The organism is Aquimarina longa SW024 (assembly GCF_001401755.1).
GTDB classification, from domain to species: Bacteria; Bacteroidota; Bacteroidia; order Flavobacteriales; family Flavobacteriaceae; genus Aquimarina; species Aquimarina longa.
In genome coordinates, this window is sequence record NZ_AVQK01000015.1 from 1 (window position 1) to 15,973 (window position 15,973).

The following is a 15,973-nucleotide window of genomic DNA, read 5'->3' on the forward strand; positions in this document are numbered from 1 at the left end:
GGGATTAGAACGAATCAAAAAGACTCCTATTTCTTATTATGGAGGGAAACAAAATTTAGCAAAACGTATACTTTCTCTAATCCCAAAACATAACCTCTATTGTGAACCGTTTGTTGGAGGAGGTGCTATTTTCTTTTCCAAAGAGCCAAGCCCAGTAGAAGTAATTAACGATCTCGATGGAAGAGTAGTTAATTTTTACAAGGTTTGTAAGCTTCAGTTTGCTAAACTCAACAAACTGATACAAGCAACACCCCATAGTCGAAAACTACATACAGAAGCTAAGACTATATTACAAGATACTACTGAAAAAAATGCTGTAAAACGTGCCTGGGCATTTTGGGTGCAAACCAATATGAGTTTCTCTAAAATTCTGTTTGGAGGATATGCCTACGAACGAAAAACCAACGGAATATCTCGTGGTATTTTTAATAAAAAACAAGCATTTACCAAAGAAATCTGTGATCGGTTAAATTTGGTGGATATTGAATGTAATGATGCGCTAAAAGTTATAAAAAGTAGGGATACCTCTGATAGTTTCTTCTATATAGATCCTCCATATTTTAATTCTGATATGGGGCATTACAAAGGATATTCTAAGCAAGATTTTATACATCTATTAAAACTACTCAGTACAATCAAAGGAACGTTTTTATTAAGCAGCTATCCATCGGATATACTAGAATACTATAAAACAAAATATAAATGGGCGCAGTATTCTATTCAACAAACAATTAGTGTTACTAAAGGATCTCGAGATAAAAAGAAAACCGAAGTACTAACGGCTAATTATGATATCCATAAAATGAACAAATCTTTAAGTGGAAATACAACTGCTGCTATGCTATTAAAATCAAAAGCACTTAGAATTCGATTTGCTTTGTTAAAATAATAACAAAACAGGAACAAAACCGAATCATCCCGAAGAGCTCATCATCTAAATTTATAAAATTGTTAAATGAAAAAAAATCGTATTTCTTTTAATAATTATGATCAAGAGATTACACTTGTAAACATTAAAAAGCTCTCTGAAATATTACAAAAAGGGCATCAGTTTTTTATGGAAGCTAGAGGTTTTTACCATCAGGAGCAGGAAATCAGAGAAACCATTGATATCTATATAAAACAACTTAATATGCATTTAGCTAGTGAAGATATTATAAATACTAATGAGGACAACACTATACTCGTTGATTTTGTAAAAAGGTTTCTGCAAATGCATCAATCAGTTCAAAATAGAGCTACATTAAAAAACTATATTATTGACCTGCAGTGTGCTATCTCTAAAAAAGAAATTACAAAGAATACTCTTCATGCATCACATATCGAAAAAATCCAACAAAAACTGATTACTCAGTATAACACCTTATCCCTAAATGAAAAAGTAAACATCGTCATCAATCATAAATGGAGGAAACAACTGGGGCATGTTTTCAACAATACAATAAAACCTTTGGGAAATATTACAGAATCTTCTCCTAGTACTACTAATATCCTTTCGATATCAAAAACAAAAAATGTTCCTCTTTTTACGGCAATCAATAGGCAACCAAAACAAATTAGTACTAATACATTTCGTCTCAATGGTGCATTAGGAGAATTATTAGGTGACTTAGAAAAGTTTGAATTAGCACTTACTATAGAAGGGGATCAGGGAGGTGGGAAAACAAGGTTTACGTATCAATTAGCAGACGCTTTTGCAGATATAGGAAATCAAATCGGTATTTTTACTTTAGAGATAGGGAAACACTCTGATCTCATCACTAGAATGAAACAAGAGTATTTACAGTCTAAAAATCAGGGTAAAATATTCATTACAGATCAATTGCCTGATGGATATGATACCATTTCGAGAGCAGCGAAAGACTTTGATGTGATCATTATTGATAGTTGGAATAAGACAAGGTTACTTTCACAAGATTTTGATCGATTACGAAAACAACATCCAGAGACTATATTTATAGTTATTTTTCAGCGGACTACACAAAAAACTATACGAGGAGGAACAGCTCCATTATTTGATTCAGGGATTAATATAGAAATAATTAAAGTAGATGATACATTCAGAAATAATTATGCAGTTACTTCTAAAAACAGATACGGAGTAACAGGAATTAAATATAATATTTTTAGTAAAGAAGTTATAGGAGATACAGAGACGATCTCACAACCATTAACGGATTTATAAATCTATTTTGGTTAATAAACTGGTCAAAAATCCAGAACAGTATTCAAAGCCTCGTCAGTTTTAGTATGATCAAAATTGGACTGATATCCAATAGTTGTACTTAAATGTGAATGTCGGTATAGCTTTTGAAGCATTTGTACAGGAATATTAGCTCCTGCAATATTACCAAAACTGTGCCTAGAAATATGATTGGTGAGTTTTTTGTTGATTTTAGCTTGTTTAGCAATTTTTTTAAGATGTTGATTAAATTTTGCTCCAGCTGAATTGATTTTTCGTTCAATATCTTTAGCATCCTTTAGGTTTGCTTTTTTCAACTCTGGAAATATAAAATCAGTATGACTCATTTTATCTTTTTCATAGAGAGACAGTATGTGCAACGCTTTTCTAGGAAGTTCAAGGGAATCAGGTTTTTCATTTTTTCCCATCTGATAATACAATCTCCCACTTTGGATATCTTGCCATTTTAAGTGCAATGTATCACTAATACGTATTCCTGCTAAGTAAAAAGAAAAAAGAAATACATTTCTGGTGTGCCATGTCGTGGAGCCTTCTTCTAACTCTAAAATTTCAATCCTTTTTATCTCTTCCTTATCCAATCCTATTTTTAAAGTTTTACCGTGCTTTATTTTGAACTTACGTTTTCCAAATGGATAATATTCTGAATCCACAATTCCTTCAGTAATTGCTTTATTAAATATAGTTCGTACAACTGATAAGCAATTGGCTCTGGAAGTTTTGGATTTTAAACCATTCACTTTCATATATACCTCATACCTCTTGATCAAGGATTCTGTGATATTCTCAAAATGAATATCATCTCCTTTGAGGAATTCTTTAAACTTTTCTACCCGACTGACACAGGAAGAATATCCTCTTTTATTAGATGATTTCTTTTCTTTAAGATATTCTTTAGCCAATTTCGAGAAATTCATAGAATCTCGGTTGCCTTTTAAAATTGTCATTAGTTGGTTGGCAGTAAAATTTTTATCTTTAGCCTCGAAGTCAAGGATTAAGTTCTTTGCACGGACATATTCGTTATCAATAAGGTTATTCAACAGCTTGTAACTGTGATGGGATTGTCTTACCTCTGTTTTCTCTTCATTCCAGTCTTTAAGATCAATGTATTCCAAAAACTTATACTTTGGAATACGGTCTTTTGTAATTCGCAAAACTATTGGATATTTTCCTTTAGAATTTTGTTTATTCTTATACAATAAAATTTTAACTGAAGCCATGTTGTAAGTATTTGAATTCAAGACAAATATAATCAATATGGTTAAACATAGGTTAAACTATTTAAAGGTTTTAAATGATTTTAAGCAACACTTTCAAACAAGGAAAAATCAATAAGGGCAATGATTATTAGCGATTTATGTTTATTAGTGTTATTTAATGTATCAATCTATTAGAACTTAAAGACCTGTGAGGTTTAAAAAACGAATAAAATGACCTATAAATTATCAACTTAAAAAATAATGAATACAAAAAAAGATAGTATAAAAATGAATTTAATTCACATAAAGAAATTTTTTAGCATTTTGATTGTTGTACAAATATTAACAGCTTGTGTACAAGAAGATTTTAAAACACCAGAATTAGCAATTGAAGAACCAGATATAGAAGGAACTATGGTAACAATTGATGCGTTACTTGGTATTCTAGGGCAAGAGGTAGTAAAAGAAGGAGAAAATGCTAAGGTAGTTTTTAAAGACACGGATAATTTTATAGAAGGTTACGTAGTATCAAATGATAAAGCGAGTAATTTTTTTAAAGAAGTAATACTTCAGGATAAAAATGTTAACCCATCAGCAGGAGTACGAGTACTAATCGATGATAACCCTCTATTTACCACTTATGAATTTGGTCGTAAGGTTTATATTAAATTAGATGGTTTATCTATTGGGATAGAGAACGGTGTTCCAACCCTTGGAATTTCTGAAGGGAATGATATTGCAGCAATTCCCTCTTTTTATATAGATAAGGTACTGATACGATCTACAGAAATTGTTAGAATAACTCCATTAGAGGTTGTATTAGAGGATTTTACGGATAAGCTTCTTAATTTATATGTTAAGATTAATAATCTTCAGTTTTCTAAAAACCTCATTCAAGAAGAAAATGTCTTTACTTTTGCGGCAGAAACTAATGATAAGTTTGATGGAGAACGTATTATAGAAAGTTGTGCAACAGGGAGAACAACAATAGTAAGCACAAGCACTTTTTCTGATTTTAAAGGCCTTAAATTGCCAGTTACGCAAGGAAGTTTTGAAGGAATATTAACCAAAAACTTTTTAGGTAATAGATATAACTTAGTACTTAACGACTCTAGAGGACTTGTATTTGATACTGATATACGTTGTGATCCTTTAGTTTTAGAATGTAAAATAATAGCAGGAGATACGAAGGAGTTATTTAGAGAAGATTTTACAGGGATTAAAACTAAAGATTTGCATGATAAAGGATGGATTAATAAGAATACTACAGGAGGTAAATTAACCTATAAAATAGGAGATTTTGCCAACAATCAATATATGCAAATTACAGGATTTAGGTCTAAAGAAAGCCTATATGAAGTTTGGTTGATAACTCCAGAGATTGACCTAAGTATGTCTACTGATGAGGCTTTACATTTTGATCTACAGGCAGGTTATGATAACGGAAATATTATGGAGGTTTTTATAACCAATGAATTTACAAAGGATCCAACAACTACATCATGGGTAAAACTAGATGCCACAATCCCAAGAGGACCATTAAATGGTTTTGGAAATTCTATACCTAGTGGACCTATTGGAGTATCATGTATAGATGGTACAGTCCGTATAGGTTTTCGATATATCGGCGGAGACCCTAGAGCAACAACACGATACCATATTGATGCTATTAAGATTATAGGAAAAGAATAATGATATTAATTATTTACACCTCACAGGTTTTAAACCTGTGAGGTGTAAATTAAAACTTAAAAAATGAAATACGAACCATTAACACCTGATGCTTATTTTCATATATACAATCGAGGAAATAACAAAGAAGATATTTTTAAAAACCATCGTAACTATAGTTATTTTCTAAGTTTACTAGAGAAGTATATTTTAGATGTATGTGAAGTTTATGCATATTGCTTATTAAAAAATCATTTTCATTTAGTAGTCAAAACCCATGATCATGTTGAGGGAAAATTAATTTCTCAGAAGTTTTCAAACATGTTTAATGCTTATGCAAAGGCGGTCAATAAGGCTTATGATAGAGACGGGAGCTTATTCAAAGATAGGTTTTCGAGAAAAAAGATAGAAAATGAAGACTATTTAAAACAACTTATTATCTACACACATTTAAATCCAGAACATCATAAAATGGTATCAGATTTTAGAAAATATTCGTTCTCTTCGTACCAAAGCTTTTTGTCTTCTAAAGACTCTAAGCTTAATAGAGAATTTATACTTTCTCTATTTGAAGGTAAGTCCAATTTTGAATATGCGCATTTACATAAAAAAGTGAAAATTGAAGAAAGCTATACCTTAGAATAGATTAGAAATAATTAGACCTCACAGGTCTTAAGACCTGTGAGGTCTAATTATAAACTAAATATACTTCGAGTTTATTGATTATTATATTAAAATTGATATTTAAGACCTAATCCAATTACTTCTCGTATCTGAAATCCAGTTGTTGCATTGTCATCATAGATTGCCTGAAAGACAAAACTACCTGTAATATATTTATTAACTAGTAAGTTAATAGTTAATGTGTAGTCAATATCTATATTGGCTGGATCCTCAATGTAATTAGAATATAAATTTAATAGATTCTCTACCGTTACATTTTTTAAAACCATAAATTTATTATAAGCAGCTAGTGATCCACCAAACTCAAATCTAGAGCTTTTACCGGTATCTACTCCAAAGTAATCCCCATCTTTATACCCCTCAATATTAGTAAATTGTTTATCCACAAGTATAATACGAGCAGTAACAGGAGCGATATTAATGTTTAAGTTATCACTTTTTTTCCATAATAGACCTGGACCTATTTGTATAAAAGCCGGAGAGAAAAAATGAGTTTCTTCTGTACGAATGGTTTCTTCTGTTTTAGGGTCTTTAGTAAATCGATATCCTTTAGCAAATTGAGATCTGAAATTGATAAATAAAGAATAGTTCCAAAAACTTTGTCCGATTCTTTGACCTAATCTAGAGTTGAATTCAATCCTATCATTAGTTTTGCGAGCAAAATTTTCTCCTTTTAAAAAAGTGAGACCATAATCAGATAAAATTTTATTGTCCCAAACCAGATTATTTCGCTTATAATTAAACTCAAAAGTTAATGCTGTATTTCCGGCAATATTAGAAGTTCCCCCTCCTTGCCAATCTAAATTAAATGCAGACTGATTAAAAAGTAAGGAATAAACAGCCTTGGTTTTCCATCCTAATTGTTCTGTTTTTATTTTCTTAGGGCTAATCTCCTTTAATTTTTGTTTTAAAATAATAGTATTCAATTCATTTGGAGTGTTTTTTAAAATACTATCTAAGGAACGTTTTAAGTTAACTTGAATGGAATCGAGATATTTTACTTTTTGTTTTTCTTGACCAGAAGTTTTTAGTATTAAAAAGAGTACAAAAACTGCTAGAAAAATTCTTTTCATATGAATTCTATTGCAGGGGTAGAATGCAAATATAAAGGATGCGTTTAGTTTTTCAAATTGAAAAGTAATTCTGTTGTTAAAGAAAATAGTACCTTATCGGTTTTGAGATATATCACAGATCTCTTATGAAGGCCTATAATGAGTATTTGGTTAGCCAAAATTAATGTTAAATAAAATGATTAAACTACTGAATATCATTTTTTTGTAAAATTTTAGATAGATGAAAAAAATAGAGTTAATTAAGGCACAAGAATCAGATAAAGATTTCTTATTTAGGTTAAGAAAACTAACGATGGATGAGCATTTAAAGAATTCAAGGATTCATTTATCAGATGAAGAACACTTATCTAGAGTAAATTTTGAATATGAAAATGCTTATGTATTATCGTTATCTGCTCAAAGAGTGGGTATGCTAAAACATATAGAAAAAGTGCACTATATAGAAATCATACAGTTACAAATATTACCAGAATATCAAGGTCAAGGAATTGGAAAGAGTGTTCTTAAAGATATAATTACTGAAGCTAAAGCCTTAGGTAAAAGCTTAAAATTAAAGGTATTAAAAGAGAATCCTGCTCGATATTTATATGAGCGTAGTGGTTTTAGTATAATAGGAGAGGATCAGTATGAGTTTGATATGCAACTTCTGTATATTAAATAGTATAAAAAGGCTTGTTTTACTGTAAAACAAGCCTTTTTTTAAATTTGTACTTATATTGATATTATATATGCTTTTTCTTAAAACCCATAATTTACACCAAGCCCAAATACTTCTCTGATTTGAAAAGCACCCACTGCATTGTCATCATAGATTGCTTGGAATGTAATATTAGTAGATAAATACTTATTAATTTTCATTACTACATTAGCGGTATAATCAATATCTACATTCTGTGGATCTTCTAGGTAATTAGAATATAGATTAAGGATATTTTCCATAGATACGTTTTTCATAAGATCAAATTTAGCATATGCACTAACTGCTGCTCCAAATTCAAAACGAGAAGTTTCATTAGCATCTACCCCGAAATAACCACCAGTAGCATTAAATGCATCGATAGCAGCCTGTCCTTCTGCTTTTGTAAACTTATCATCAACAAAGATAAACCTAGCTGTTGCAGGAGCAATATTCACTTTCAGATTATCACTTTTTTTCCATAACATACCTGGACCGAATTGTAAGTATGCAGGAGAAAAGAAATGAGTTCTAGAGGTTCTTATATCTTTTCCATCTTCGTCTTTTTCGTATATAAACCCTTGATCCATCTGAGTTCTAAAGTTTAAAAAGAATGAATAATACCAGTTAGATTCTTTGATTTGTTTACCAATTAAAGAATTAAACTCGAAACGATCATTTGTCTTTCTTGAGAAATCTTCATCTTTTAGTTTTGTTAACCCGTAATCAGCAATAATTTTATTATCCCATGTTAGTGGTCCTTTTCTATAATTAAAGTCATAAGATACAGATAGGTTAGCAGCTATATTAGAAACTCCACCGCTAGTCCAATCATTATTAAAAGCAGATTGATTAAACAATAAACTTATATTTCCACCTCTTGTCCATCCATCTTTTGGAGTGTCATCTTTTTTTGCTTCGTCCTGAGCAAATGAAATTGCTGAGGTTGCTATTAATGCTAGAGTTAAAAGTGTTTTTTTCATGTAGTCAGTTAATTTTAGTAATTTAATTGAGTCATTTTTAAAAGTTAAGTAATATGGTAATTGATATCAATGACTGCCTATTTTTTTACGTCGGCAAATATAATTTTACAGAATATTTTTGTGTTATATGAAACTACTTACAGTGTTTTTTTTCGATAAAAGACCAGATTAGAGGATAAAAAGATTATTTTCTTTTATATAAAGGAACTGCAGAGCATGCTTCTCCATACATAATGCTTTTGGCAATAGGTTGCAGTTTCTGTAGTATAGCAATGTAAGCTCCTTGTGGAACAGGTTTATGAGCACACCCCTTTATGATAATAAGTTTGTCTTTATATGATGAGATATCAATAGTATTTATAATAGGAGTATAGAGTACTGTTTCCAAAGTTTCTAAGGATCCTACGACTACTTTTTTTGTAAATGGAAGTAATGCACTAGTTACCAAAAGATATGCCCAACCAGGGATAATAGCATCTGTAGAACAGTTTAATGCAACATATGTATCCTTATATTGACTCCAATCATGATCAGAGACCTGTTTTCTAAACTCTTTTTCGCGTAGTAGTAGCCCTTCAAAAAGCCAATCTTTGATATCAAAAAGTATACGATCTCCTTCTGGATAATAGTCTTCTAAATCAAAGGTGATTAAGTTTTTGTTATTTGCTACTCTATTTATAATTTCTTCGGCCATTATATTCTCATTTTTCTTGGGGTTAATTCCCCGAGGCTCGCCTTGAGGCTAATACCGTTATTTATATCCTATTTTTTCTGACAATGTTACATTACTTTTTGTGAAATTACCAGTACCAAATGCAATATCTTTACCATTTTCATTATACAATGTTGCTTCTGCAACATAAAGATTTCTGGATTTAAATTTTAGTTTTCCAATAGCGGTGATGACTCCTTTATTAACAGGTCGTATTAAGTTAATATTGAATGAAGTGGTAAGTACAAAAGCATCTTTTACAATAGAGTTTACAGCAAAAAAGGCAGCATCGTCTAACAACTTAAAATAAACAGAACCATGTATTGCTCCTAATGCATGAAAATATTTTTCAGAAATCTGTAGTTTGATTTCTGTTATACCTTCAGAGATTTTTATAGTAGTTGTCTCATACAGTGTCGTATTAATAGCTGCTTGTAGATACATTTTTTCTAATTTACTATAATGTTCAGGATTCATGTTCCTTAATTTACAAGATGTTAGAAAATAGTGTTAAAACCTATTTTTTATATTAAATTAACAATTTTGGAGCAAACTCTAGAGGTTTGTTTCTGGAAATATATTTTGTTTTAGAGGCAAACTTAGACCCTCGATGAGGGATTAAAGCATTCCTAACTCTAATTTAGCTTCTTCACTCATTAAATCTTGTGACCATGGTGGATCAAAGGTAAGTTCCATCTCTACATCGTTTACTGCATCAAGAGATTTTACCTTTTCTTGTATTTCTTGAGGTAAAGATTCTGCAACCGGACAATTAGGAGAGGTAAGTGTCATTAGGATTTTTACATCGTAATCTTCATTAACAAATACATCATATATTAATCCTAGTTCATATATATCTACAGGGATTTCTGGATCATAAATTGTTTTTAAGACTTTTACAATTTTTTCTCCTAATTCATTAGTGTCTATAGTCGTTTCGCTCATTTGTTTTGTTTTTTAAAGATATAACTTAATCATATGAAAAAGCTATATTTAATTTAGTTGTGTTTGATAAGCAATCGCATATAGTTTTAATTGCTTTATCATGCTTACCAAACCATTAGCACGTGTTGGAGATAGATGTTCTTTTAATCCAATTTTATCAATAAAATCGGTATTTGCTTCGATAATATCTGTTGGGTGTTGTCCAGAAAAAACACGTATCAGTATTGCAATGATTCCTTTAGTGATAATAGCATCGCTATCGGCAGTAAAGGCTACCTTGTCATTTTTCATCTCGGCATGTACCCATACTTTACTTTGGCATCCTTTTATGATATTAGTATCTGTTTTATATTTTTCTTTGATTAGAGGGAGTGATTTCCCCAATTCAATCATATATTCGTATCGTTGCATCCAATCATCAAACATATCAAATTCATCAACTATCTCTTCCTGGATTTCTTGAATCGTCATGAGCTATAATTTTTTCACAAAAATACAATAAGAAATAACCATAATCAAGATTTTCAATACGAACTAAATTGATTATTATATAAATTATGTGCTAATCTGTATCAATATTACTTTGATTATAAAAACAATGTATGAAGGTGTGTTATTTGCTGCTATTCAGTATGTTCTGATAATGATAGCATAGTAGAAACCAATTGCTGTAGTTCTTTAGGAGGCGAACCATGATCAAAACCACTAGAGGTGATTGATTTAATCTTAGAAGTGATTTTTAACTGTGCATGTGGAGCACCATCAAAAAGCCTTTTACCAGTTGGAGCTTCTAATTCACTAATTTTATCAATATCTATATTTTTAAGAACAGAAAGGATTGTATTCCAATCTTTTTCAGCGCATTTTTTAGTATTAATTTTTTCTAGATTTCTATCACTACTTGTTTTTATAAGGTCTTTATTGATCTTGATTTGCAAAAAAGAGCCTCTAGAGAGTGCCTCATACTCGATACTTATAATATCATCTTTATGATTTTGGGTTTTCTTAGAAGTATGTTGTGCTACAGACTGATCTTTTTCTTTTGATATTATTTTTACTAAAGTATATCGTAATGAAGAACCGTCTGCAGGAGGGTTTTCAATTTTGGTAATTATAACTTCGATTTCATAAAGATATCCTGCTTCATATTCAAAACCTGTTATAGTATCATAAAAGTTGGACCATTGATCAGAAGCGTTTTCTTTATATAATAAGCATTTTTGAGGGACTACACCAACACAATCTGCTTGATGACTACCAATAAAAACTCTTTTTGTCTTTTGACAAGAAGAGCACAAAAAAACAATAACTAATAAGAGCACAAACTTATTCATAGAATTTTTCTTTTAAAGATATTAAAATGAAATTAAACCTAAGGTGTTACTATGGTTATTAGTAAATAATTATATACTGCAATTTGTTTTATAGATCTATGATTTAAAATTTTTTACTCCCATAGAGAGTTTAATGTTCCAAGTCTTGCTCCGAAATCAAACTATTTTTTCGGAAGCATACCTCGTGGACTTTACCCCAATATTATTAAGTTAAGGTGTATCTTTTTGATTATCAGATTTTATAAAAAAAGGTTTCCTTTGTTTCCATGATGGATTCCAGCCTAGTAGGTATGAAATATTATCAAATCTAAATTATGCTAACATCATTTTTGCTTTTTTTACAGCTTCAACCAAACTATCAATCTCTTCTTTGGTATTATAAAAAGAGAAAGAAGCTCTTATAGTTCCTGGGATCTTATAAAAATCCATGATGGGTTGTGCACAGTGATGTCCTGTACGTACAGCAATCCCCAGTTTATCTATAATACTTCCTATATCATAGGGATGAATATGATCTATATTAAAAGAGATTACAGAGGTTTTATTTTTAGAAGTACCGTATATTTTTAAACCTTCGATTTCTAATAACTTTTGTGTACCGTACTCTAATAGTTCATTTTCGTATGCTGCAATAGCATCAAAACCGATACTATTCATATAGTCTAATGCTACTCCAAATGCGATACCACCACAGATATTAGGAGTACCTGCTTCAAACTTATGAGGTAATCCTGCATAGGTAGTTTTTTCAAAAGTTACTTCATCTATCATTTCTCCACCACCCTGATAAGGAGGGAGTTTATTTAACCATTCTTCTTTACCATATAATAAACCAACACCTGTAGGACCACAAAGCTTATGCGCTGAGGCAACATAAAAATCTACATCGAGAGCTTGTACATCTGGTTTTACATGTGGACATGCTTGCGCGCCATCGATTAATACAGCAGCGCCAGCATTATGTGCTTTTTTAATAATTTCTTCGATAGGATTTATCGTTCCTAATGCATTAGAAATATGATTGGTAAAAACGAGTTTGGTTTTATTAGAGAGCAACTGATCATACACATCCATTAGTAACTCTCCTTCTTCGTTCATAGGAATAACTTTAAGAATAGCCCCTGTACGCTCACAAAGCATCTGCCATGGTACAATATTAGAGTGATGTTCTAATGCAGAAACGATAATTTCATCTCCTTTAGAAAGCAAGTTTGTAAAACCAGTAGCTACAATGTTAATACTATGTGTTGTTCCTGAGGTTAAAATAATCTCATGAGAATGTTTAGCGCTAAAATGTTCTTGTACTTTTTTACGAGCAATCTCATAAGCATCTGTTGCTTCTTGTGATAATGTATGTACACCACGATGTATATTAGCATTGTAATTACTATAATAATCTACTATAGCATCAATAACAGTTTGTGGTGTTTGTGAAGTTGCTGCATTATCAAAATAGACTAAAGGTTTACCATTTACTTGTCGTTTAAGAATAGGGAAATCTTCTCGTATGTTTTGTACATCTAGCATATCAAATTATTTTTGCAAAAATACTAATACCAATTGTCAAATGTCTTGCTGTAGAAGAAAATTTTGAGCCTATATAATGATGGATATTAGATTAAGAAGGGTATTAAATTATTTTGATAAAGTGATGAAAATACTTTAAAAAATTAAGTTTAATATAACAGATAATACAGTTATATCTAATCCTATTTTTTTATTTTTAGAATTATTTAATTCTTAATTTTCCTATGAAACGCTTTAAAAAAAGTATCAGAGTTATAGTTCTTATTCTTTTTGTGGGGATTTGTGGTGTAGTTGCTCTGAATTATCCAAAACTTACTATATTGACAGGGTATTCTGCTAAGAATATAAACTCATCAGTTTTTGTAGCCAATCGTAGTTTAGAATACACAGATACAAATGATAATAATTTTTCTCCAGTTAATTTGGCAGACGATAAGATTGATGTAGAGGAAAGAGTTACCATCTCTTCTGTTTTTGGTCTTAAAGAAAGAAAAGCGATTTATAGAGAAGGATTAGGCAGTGTTTTGATTGATGATGATTTTGATGAAGATAAGCTTGCTTTAGTACCAAATAGAACTATAACGGATACGGGATTAGCATATCCATATGGAGATCTAAAACAAAAAGATACTGTTTTTACTACTATTAATTATGATACAGTAACTAAAGCAGTTGCTTCAATTTTTGATACTAATGGAGAGAATATACAAAAAACAAGAGCTGTTATGGTGCTCTATAAAGATCAGATCATTGCAGAAAAGTATATCAATGGATTAGATAAAGATTCTAAATTATTAGGATGGTCTATGACTAAGAGTATCCTTAGTACAGTATATGGAGTACTACAAGGGCAGGGTAAAATAGATATTTATAGTAAAGCCCCTATAGAGGAGTGGCAAAATGATGTAAGAAAAGAGATTACCATCAATAATTTACTACAGATGAACTGTGGTTTAGAATGGGAAGAGGATTATGGGTCTATATCTGATGTTACAAAAATGTTATATGTTGCATCAGATATGACTACTCCTCAGATTCATAAAAAAGCTATTCATAAGCCTAATGAGTATTGGTATTATTCTTCTGGTGTTTCTAATTTATTATCTGGGATTTTGCGAAAGCAGTTTAAAAACTATCAAGAGTATCTAGATTATCCTTACCGAGAGTTTATTGATAAAATAGGAATGCACTCTATGCTTATGGAGACTGATATGAAAGGTAACTATGTAGGTTCTTCTTATGCTTGGGCTACTGTGAGAGATTGGGGTAAATTTGGATTGTTATACCTTCATAAAGGCAATTGGAATGGAACACAAATTTTTAATCCAGAATGGGTAGATTATGTAACTACTCCAAGCCCTACATCTAATGGGGATTATGGAGGGCATTTTTGGTTAAATTCTGGCGGTTTTTATCCCGATGCACCTAGAGATATGTTTTCTGCTAATGGATTTCAGGGGCAACGAGTGTTTGTTATCCCTTCTAAAGATTTGGTAATTGTACGATTTGGGTTAATCGGAGATGCAGGGGTAGATTTTAATACATTTCTGAAAGAGATTACTGAGGCAGTAGAGTAAAGGGTAGGGAGATCTTAAAAACGAAAAGCCAAATCTTGTATAGATTTGGCTTTGATCATATTTTTTAAAGGATTGATTTATAAATCGAAACCAATATCCACTCCAAGTTTTTTAGCAATTAGTTTATTAATTCTGCTTTTTAGTTGAGGTATTTTTACACTAGACAATACATTATTAGCAAATGCATACATCAATAATGCTCTTGCTTCTTTTTCTCCAATACCACGAGATTTCATATAAAATAATGCATTATCATCTAATTGCCCAATAGTACATCCGTGAGAGCATTTTACATCATCTGCAAAAATCTCTAACTGAGGTTTAGAATTGATCGTCGCTTTATCACTAAGTAAGATATTATTATTAGACTGAAAAGCATTTGTTTTTTGTGCCTCTTTGTTTACTATAATTTTTCCATTAAAAACACCAGTAGCTCTTTCATCAAAAATACCTTTATAATCCTGATGGCTTTCGCAGTTTGGTTCTGTATGATGTACTAATGTATTGTGATCTACATGTTGTTTTCCTTCAATGATTGTTACACCATTAAGAATAGAATCAATTCCTTCTCCTTTTTGGTAAAAGTTAAGGTTGTTTCTAGTGATATTTCCACCAAAAGCAAAAGTATGTACAGATGCTACGCTTTTTGCATGTTGCTCAATATAAGTGCTGTCTATTAGAGAAGCACTTTGGTCGTCATTTTGGATTTTGTAGTAGTCTACAAAAGCACTTTTATCTGCAAAAATCTCAGATACAGAATTGGTAAGTACTGGATTTTTGCTTAAACTTTGATGCCGCTCAATAATTTGAACATTAGAATTTTCTCCTACAACAATTAAATTACGAGGTTGTAGCATCTGAGCAGACTCTTTTCCTGTAGCAAAATGTATAATCTGTATAGGCTTATCTGCGATTGTGTTTTTTGGAATATAAATATAGGCTCCTTCTCTAGAAAATGCAGTGTTTAAAGACGAAAGTCCATCTTGAGGAGTTATTTTATTAAAATAAGTATCGATTATTGGTTTATATTTTTCATGAGTTAATGCCGATGACATTAAGCAAACATCTATCTTATCATGAGTAGTCTCAGATAAATGAGAAGAATATTGACCATCAATAAATACAATTTTATACGTATCAAGATCATAAAGAAAATATCGTTTTATGTCTTTAAACTCTATAGCATTTTCTTCTTTTGGAAAAATACTATAATCGTGTTTTAATACAGTATTTAGAGAAGTATATTTCCAAGCTTCTTCTTTTTTAGTAGGAAACCCTTTTTCTTCAAAAGTCTTAATAGCTTGACTTCTAATGTCATGAACAGCTGTATCTACGTCTACCGTATTTTCAAAAGCCAAAAAAGAAGATACTAGTTTATCTTTCAATTCCATA

Annotated in this window: 16 protein-coding genes; 6 read left to right on the plus strand and 10 right to left on the minus strand. The window is 30.8% G+C overall.

Annotated features, from left to right (window positions below; all coding sequences use genetic code 11):
* Window positions 1-889, plus strand: an 889-nt coding sequence (locus N456_RS02515; RefSeq protein WP_205410245.1) for a DNA adenine methylase, incomplete at its 5' end; no start/stop codon positions are given.
* A gap of 66 nt (window positions 890-955) precedes the next feature.
* On the plus strand, window positions 956-2,185 hold the full coding sequence (locus N456_RS02520) for a hypothetical protein (RefSeq protein WP_062053572.1): 1,230 nt from the start codon (window positions 956-958) through the stop codon (window positions 2,183-2,185).
* A 23-nt stretch (window positions 2,186-2,208) separates the two neighbouring features.
* Here N456_RS02520 and N456_RS02525 read toward each other — a convergent pair whose 3' ends face one another.
* The gene (locus tag N456_RS02525; protein ID WP_062053574.1) at window positions 2,209-3,420 is read right to left on the minus strand and encodes a site-specific integrase; all 1,212 of its coding nucleotides are present in this window, start codon (window positions 3,418-3,420) and stop codon (window positions 2,209-2,211) included.
* A gap of 240 nt (window positions 3,421-3,660) precedes the next feature.
* Between N456_RS02525 and N456_RS02530 the strand changes: the two genes are divergently transcribed.
* Window positions 3,661-5,091, plus strand: a complete 1,431-nt coding sequence (locus tag N456_RS02530; protein ID WP_062053576.1) for a DUF5689 domain-containing protein — start codon at window positions 3,661-3,663, stop codon at window positions 5,089-5,091.
* A 63-nt stretch (window positions 5,092-5,154) separates the two neighbouring features.
* Window positions 5,155-5,715, plus strand: coding sequence for a transposase (locus tag N456_RS02535; protein ID WP_062053578.1), 561 nt, complete (start codon window positions 5,155-5,157; stop codon window positions 5,713-5,715).
* Between the two features lie 86 nt (window positions 5,716-5,801).
* Here the strand turns inward: N456_RS02535 and N456_RS02540 are convergent, their stop codons facing one another.
* A complete protein-coding gene (locus N456_RS02540) occupies window positions 5,802-6,827 on the minus strand; it encodes a DUF3078 domain-containing protein (protein ID WP_082422409.1) in 1,026 nt (341 codons plus the stop codon).
* Between the two features lie 220 nt (window positions 6,828-7,047).
* On the opposite strand from N456_RS02540, the gene N456_RS02545 reads away from it, so the two are divergent.
* Window positions 7,048-7,488 carry a GNAT family N-acetyltransferase gene (locus N456_RS02545; protein ID WP_062053580.1) on the plus strand — a complete coding sequence of 147 codons (441 nt, stop codon included), beginning with the start codon at window positions 7,048-7,050 and terminating at the stop codon, window positions 7,486-7,488.
* Between the two features lie 77 nt (window positions 7,489-7,565).
* Here the strand turns inward: N456_RS02545 and N456_RS02550 are convergent, their stop codons facing one another.
* The 7 genes from N456_RS02550 to N456_RS02580 form a co-directional block, all read right to left on the minus strand.
* A complete protein-coding gene (locus tag N456_RS02550) occupies window positions 7,566-8,486 on the minus strand; it encodes a DUF3078 domain-containing protein (protein WP_062053582.1) in 921 nt (306 codons plus the stop codon).
* Window positions 8,487-8,670: 184 nt separating this feature from the next.
* Window positions 8,671-9,180, minus strand: a complete 510-nt coding sequence (locus N456_RS02555; protein ID WP_062053584.1) for a DUF2480 family protein — start codon at window positions 9,178-9,180, stop codon at window positions 8,671-8,673.
* A 57-nt stretch (window positions 9,181-9,237) separates the two neighbouring features.
* Entirely contained in the window at window positions 9,238-9,675 is a 438-nt protein-coding gene (locus N456_RS02560; protein WP_062053586.1) for a PaaI family thioesterase, read from the minus strand.
* 141 nt (window positions 9,676-9,816) lie between these two features.
* Complete coding sequence (locus tag N456_RS02565) at window positions 9,817-10,143, minus strand: SUF system Fe-S cluster assembly protein (RefSeq protein WP_062053588.1); 327 nt, start codon at window positions 10,141-10,143, stop codon at window positions 9,817-9,819.
* A 48-nt stretch (window positions 10,144-10,191) separates the two neighbouring features.
* Entirely contained in the window at window positions 10,192-10,614 is a 423-nt protein-coding gene (locus N456_RS02570) for a SufE family protein (protein WP_062053590.1), read from the minus strand.
* Between the two features lie 152 nt (window positions 10,615-10,766).
* Entirely contained in the window at window positions 10,767-11,477 is a 711-nt protein-coding gene (locus N456_RS02575; protein WP_062053592.1) for a DUF4377 domain-containing protein, read from the minus strand.
* A 312-nt stretch (window positions 11,478-11,789) separates the two neighbouring features.
* Window positions 11,790-13,004 carry an aminotransferase class V-fold PLP-dependent enzyme gene (locus N456_RS02580; protein ID WP_062053594.1) on the minus strand — a complete coding sequence of 405 codons (1,215 nt, stop codon included), beginning with the start codon at window positions 13,002-13,004 and terminating at the stop codon, window positions 11,790-11,792.
* Window positions 13,005-13,228: 224 nt separating this feature from the next.
* Between N456_RS02580 and N456_RS02585 the strand changes: the two genes are divergently transcribed.
* Window positions 13,229-14,581, plus strand: a complete 1,353-nt coding sequence (locus N456_RS02585; protein ID WP_062053596.1) for a serine hydrolase domain-containing protein — start codon at window positions 13,229-13,231, stop codon at window positions 14,579-14,581.
* Window positions 14,582-14,658: 77 nt separating this feature from the next.
* On the opposite strand, the gene sufD is transcribed toward N456_RS02585, so the two are convergent.
* On the minus strand, window positions 14,659-15,972 hold the full coding sequence (sufD, locus tag N456_RS02590; protein WP_062053598.1) for a Fe-S cluster assembly protein SufD: 1,314 nt from the start codon (window positions 15,970-15,972) through the stop codon (window positions 14,659-14,661).
* Window position 15,973 lies beyond the last annotated feature (1 nt).

What these genes read in the sequence shown, in the direction of transcription:
- N456_RS02520 (WP_062053572.1), top strand. Translation starts at nt 956, where the DNA reads ATGAAAAAAAATCGTATTTCTTTTAATAATTATGATCAAGAGATTACA.
- N456_RS02525 (WP_062053574.1), bottom strand. Translation starts at nt 3,420, where the DNA reads ATGGCTTCAGTTAAAATTTTATTGTATAAGAATAAACAAAATTCTAAA.
- N456_RS02530 (WP_062053576.1), top strand. Translation starts at nt 3,661, where the DNA reads ATGAATACAAAAAAAGATAGTATAAAAATGAATTTAATTCACATAAAG.
- N456_RS02535 (WP_062053578.1), top strand. Translation starts at nt 5,155, where the DNA reads ATGAAATACGAACCATTAACACCTGATGCTTATTTTCATATATACAAT.
- N456_RS02540 (WP_082422409.1), bottom strand. Translation starts at nt 6,827, where the DNA reads ATGAAAAGAATTTTTCTAGCAGTTTTTGTACTCTTTTTAATACTAAAA.
- N456_RS02545 (WP_062053580.1), top strand. Translation starts at nt 7,048, where the DNA reads ATGAAAAAAATAGAGTTAATTAAGGCACAAGAATCAGATAAAGATTTC.
- N456_RS02550 (WP_062053582.1), bottom strand. Translation starts at nt 8,486, where the DNA reads ATGAAAAAAACACTTTTAACTCTAGCATTAATAGCAACCTCAGCAATT.
- N456_RS02555 (WP_062053584.1), bottom strand. Translation starts at nt 9,180, where the DNA reads ATGGCCGAAGAAATTATAAATAGAGTAGCAAATAACAAAAACTTAATC.
- N456_RS02560 (WP_062053586.1), bottom strand. Translation starts at nt 9,675, where the DNA reads ATGAATCCTGAACATTATAGTAAATTAGAAAAAATGTATCTACAAGCA.
- N456_RS02565 (WP_062053588.1), bottom strand. Translation starts at nt 10,143, where the DNA reads ATGAGCGAAACGACTATAGACACTAATGAATTAGGAGAAAAAATTGTA.
- N456_RS02570 (WP_062053590.1), bottom strand. Translation starts at nt 10,614, where the DNA reads ATGACGATTCAAGAAATCCAGGAAGAGATAGTTGATGAATTTGATATG.
- N456_RS02575 (WP_062053592.1), bottom strand. Translation starts at nt 11,477, where the DNA reads ATGAATAAGTTTGTGCTCTTATTAGTTATTGTTTTTTTGTGCTCTTCT.
- N456_RS02580 (WP_062053594.1), bottom strand. Translation starts at nt 13,004, where the DNA reads ATGCTAGATGTACAAAACATACGAGAAGATTTCCCTATTCTTAAACGA.
- N456_RS02585 (WP_062053596.1), top strand. Translation starts at nt 13,229, where the DNA reads ATGAAACGCTTTAAAAAAAGTATCAGAGTTATAGTTCTTATTCTTTTT.
- sufD (WP_062053598.1), bottom strand. Translation starts at nt 15,972, where the DNA reads ATGGAATTGAAAGATAAACTAGTATCTTCTTTTTTGGCTTTTGAAAAT.